This is a genomic window from Actinoallomurus acaciae, assembly GCF_042429965.1.
In the GTDB taxonomy this organism is placed as follows: domain Bacteria; phylum Actinomycetota; class Actinomycetes; order Streptosporangiales; family Streptosporangiaceae; genus Actinoallomurus; species Actinoallomurus acaciae.
In genome coordinates this window covers 1-3,848 of record NZ_JBHLZP010000666.1, presented here as the reverse complement: position 1 = coordinate 3,848, position 3,848 = coordinate 1, and the positions used below count along the sequence as shown (strand labels likewise).

The following is a 3,848-nucleotide window of genomic DNA, read 5'->3' as shown; positions in this document are numbered from 1 at the left end:
GCCGCCGTCGGACTGCCGGCGCCCCCGCTGTCGCGGCACCTGGTCTTCACCGGCGCCCCGGGCACGGGCGGGCCGCCGTCGGACTGCCGGCGCCCCCGCTGTCGCGGCACCTGGTCTTCACCGGCGCCCCGGGCACGGGCAAGACCACGGTGGCGCGGCTGTACGGGCGGATCCTGGCCGAGCTCGGCGTCATCTCCACCGGCCAGCTCGTCGAGGTCGGCCGGCCCGACCTGGTCGCCAGCGTCGTCGGCGGCACCGCGCTGAAGACCGCGGAGAAGTTCGAGCAGGCGCTGGGCGGGGTGCTGTTCATCGACGAGGCCTACACGCTGTCCGCGAACGCCAGCGGCGGCCCCGACTTCGGGCGGGAGGCGATCGACACGCTGGTCAAGCTGATGGAGGACCACCGGGACGAGATCGTCGTGATCGTGGCCGGCTACACGCACGAGATGCGCAGGTTCCTGGCCACCAACCCCGGGCTCGCGTCCCGCTTCTCCCGCACCATCGAGTTCGCCGACTACTCGCCCGCCGACCTGGTCACCATCGTCGAGGGACAGTGCCGGGCGCACGACTACCGGCTGGAGTACGAGACCCGCGCGGCGCTCGTCACCTTCTTCGAGAACATGCCGCGCGACGACGCGTTCGGCAACGGCCGCAGCGCGCGGAAGGTGTTCGAGGAGATGGTCGGCCGGCAGGCGTACCGGCTCGCCGAGGAACCCGACATCACGCCCGTCGAGATGACCCGCCTGCTGCCCTCCGACCTCGCGCCCCCGGCCGCGGCCGGCGTCGGGGCCGGCGTCGGCGCCTCCGACGTCGGCCGGGTGGACTCGCTCCTCGCCGAGCTGCGGCAGATGGTGGGGCTGGCCGACGTCAAGCGGGAGGTCGGCAACATGGTCGACCTGCTCGCGTCGTCCCGGCAGCGGATCGAGGCGGGCCTGCCGGCGCCGCCGCTCTCCCGCCACCTGATCTTCGCGGGGCCGCCCGGCACCGGCAAGACGACGGTCGCCCGGCTGTACGGCTCGATCCTCGCGGCCATGGGCGTGCTCCAGCGCGGCCAGGTGATCGAGGTGGGCCGCGCCGACCTCGTGGGCGAGTACATCGGCCACACCGCGCAGCGGACGAAGGCCGCCTTCGACCGGGCGCGCGGAGGTGTGCTGTTCATCGACGAGGCCTACACCCTGGCGTCCGCGTCCGGCTCCGGTCCCGACTTCGGGCGGGAGGCGATCGACACGCTGGTCAAGCTGATGGAGGACCACCGGGACGAGGTGGTCGTCATCGCGGCGGGCTACGAGGGGGAGATGGAGACGTTCCTCGGCGCCAACCCCGGGCTGTCGTCGCGGTTCTCGCACCGGGTGCGGTTCGCCGACTACTCGACCGACGAACTCGTCACGATCGTCAGCCAGCACGCGGCGGCGGCCGGGTACGAGCTGAGCACCGCGACGGTGGCGGCGCTGCGGGCACATTTCGCCGGCGTGCAGCGCGGGTCCTCGTTCGGCAACGGCCGGTACGCCCGCCAGGTGCTCGACGAGGCGGTCACCCGGCACGCCAAGCGCATGCGCCGCACCGAGTCGCCGACGATCCAGGACCTGAGCCTGCTGCTGCGCGAGGACGTCGCCCCGGTCCCCGCGCAGGCGGGTGCCGGTGAATGACGACGCGGCGCGTCAGGACCGTTGAGACCGGGTCCTCAGGCCCGTCGCGTCGGCGGCAATGCGCCGTGGACTATCGGGACGCACCATTGATCTCTTCGTCGAGGTGCACTTTCAGCCGGCGCAGCGCGTGATAGGTGCGTGATTTCACGGTGCCGACGGGAAGGCGCAGGTCGTTGGCCGCCTGGGCGGCCGTGCGGTCGGCGAAATAGACGGCCTGCAGGATCTCGCGGTGCGCCGGGCTGAGGCGCGCGAGCGCGCGGGCCACGAACACCGAGTCGACCACCGCGCCGGCGTGATCGTCGTATCGGCCGGGGACGGCCGCGCTCTCCTCGACCTCGGCCGGGCGCGCCCTGCGAGCGCGGATCTTGTCCACCGCGATGTTGTGCGCGACCCGCATCAGCCAGCCGTTCACCGAGCCGCGCTCCGGGACGAGCACTTCGGCGTTGCGCCAGGCGCGGAGCATCGTCTCCTGGACGACGTCCTCGGCCTGGTGCGGGTCGGAGAGCAGGCGGGTGACGTAGGCCAGGAGCGCCGGGGCGCTGTCGGCGTAGAGCTTGCGGACCAGGGCGTGCGGGTCCTGGGGGCGGACGGGCGGGGGCGGCGCCTGTGCGGGACGGTCGGCCGAGGACGCGTGGTCGGGACGGATTCGACCGCGTGCGGGACGTCGGGTGCGGACCGTGTGGCCGGCGGCGAGGTGGTCGGAGGCCGGGGAGATCTGTCGTTCCAGAGTGCGCATGGAATCGGGCCTCTCCTGATAATTCTCAGAGCGCAGAGAGAGCGCTCTATTTGGGATTCGTCGTCAGGTGTGGCGTATTCCACGATCCGCTGAAGCCGCATGCCTCACATCGTTGAGCTCACTTATTTGAAAGTTTTAAGTTTCGAGGTATGTGCCGTCCCGCACGTACGTGTGGCGTTCACCGGGCAGAATGGTCGCGTTCGCGCTGCTGAGGGCGGTGGCTCCGAGCGCCGGACCTCGAACGCGACCCGGTGAGAGTTGACCGCCCCCCGCCGGGCCTGGATGATGAATTCAACAGGGAATGGTGGTGAAACCACACGATGCAGGCAGAGGAGCGGCAGCAAGAGATCCTGAGGCGCGCCCGGGCTCAGGGGCGGGTCGACGTCATGAGTCTCGCGGACGAGTTCGCGGTCACCAGCGAGACGATCCGGCGTGACCTGACCATGCTCGAACGCGCGGGCACCGTCCGGCGTGTGTACGGGGGCGCGGTCCCCGTGGGCCGTCCTCCGGTCGACCCCGCCCTGTCGGCGCGCGACGGCCTCATGACCACGGAGAAGGAGCGCATCGCCAAGACCGCTCTGACCGAGGTCCCCGCGGAGGGCGCCATCATCATCGACGCGGGTTCGACCACGGGCCGGCTCGCCGAGATCATGCCGACCGACCGCGAGCTGACCGTGATCGTCAACTCCCTGCCTCTCGCCACGATCCTCACCCCGCGCGCCAACCTCACCGTGATCATCCTGGGCGGCCGCGTGCGCCGCAGCACGTACGCCACGGTCGACGACTGGCTGTTGCAGCCGCTGTCGCAGATGTACGTCGACGTGGCCTTCATGGCGACCGGCGGCCTCTCGCTGGAGCGCGGGCTCACCACTCCCGACCCCGGCGAGGCGTCGGTGAAGGCCGCGATGATGGCCTCGGCCCGCCGTTCCATCCTGCTCGCCGACCACACGAAGGTCGGCAACGACTCCCTGGCCAGGTTCGGCTCGCTGTCCGACGTCGACCTGCTGATCACCGACTCGGGCCTGGACGACGGCGCCGCCGCCGCGATCGGCCTGGCCGGCCCCCGCGTCGTACGCGCCTGATCTCGATCTTCCGCCCGCGGGCGTGACCTCCGCCGGGGCGGAGGGCCGGCGGAGGCCACGGGCTCGTGCCCCCCGAGACGCGTCAGACCGCGGAGGGCAGCTCCATCCGGCCCGCCGCCTCGCGCGCGATCTCGACCCGGGAACGGACGCCCAGCTTGGCGAGGATGTGCGAGACGTGCACCTCGACGGTGCGGCGGGACACGAACAGGCTGGCGGCGATGTCCGGATTCGGGCGGCCGTCGGCGACGAGACGGGCGATGGTGAGCTCGGCGGGCGTGAGGGCGTCCCACCCGGTGGCCGCGCGGCGGCGTGGCCCCCGTCTGCGCTGGACCCCGTGACGGCGCAGGCGGGTGTCGGCGCGGAGCAGGTCCCAGCGGGCGCCGA

4 protein-coding genes are annotated in these 3,848 nt (G+C 72.0%); 2 read left to right on the top strand and 2 right to left on the bottom strand.

Annotated features, from left to right (window positions below):
* The coding region (locus ACFFNX_RS44555) for an AAA family ATPase (protein WP_378212317.1) at positions 1 to 1,646 on the top strand (1,646 nt) is incomplete at its 5' end.
* A gap of 70 nt (positions 1,647 to 1,716) precedes the next feature.
* On the opposite strand, the gene ACFFNX_RS44550 is transcribed toward ACFFNX_RS44555, so the two are convergent.
* On the bottom strand, positions 1,717 to 2,382 hold the full coding sequence (locus tag ACFFNX_RS44550) for a sigma-70 family RNA polymerase sigma factor (RefSeq protein ID WP_378212316.1): 666 nt from the start codon (positions 2,380 to 2,382) through the stop codon (positions 1,717 to 1,719).
* Between the two features lie 320 nt (positions 2,383 to 2,702).
* Between ACFFNX_RS44550 and ACFFNX_RS44545 the strand changes: the two genes are divergently transcribed.
* A complete protein-coding gene (locus ACFFNX_RS44545; protein WP_378212315.1) occupies positions 2,703 to 3,464 on the top strand; it encodes a DeoR/GlpR family DNA-binding transcription regulator in 762 nt (253 codons plus the stop codon).
* Positions 3,465 to 3,546: 82 nt separating this feature from the next.
* Here the strand turns inward: ACFFNX_RS44545 and ACFFNX_RS44540 are convergent.
* A partial coding sequence (locus tag ACFFNX_RS44540; protein WP_378212314.1) for a helix-turn-helix domain-containing protein occupies positions 3,547 to 3,848 on the bottom strand: 302 nt, incomplete at its 5' end.

Excerpts from the sequence above, each read along its gene's own strand:
- ACFFNX_RS44550 (WP_378212316.1), bottom strand. The coding sequence starts at position 2,382 with ATGCGCACTCTGGAACGACAGATCTCCCCGGCCTCCGACCACCTCGCC.
- ACFFNX_RS44545 (WP_378212315.1), top strand. The coding sequence starts at position 2,703 with ATGCAGGCAGAGGAGCGGCAGCAAGAGATCCTGAGGCGCGCCCGGGCT.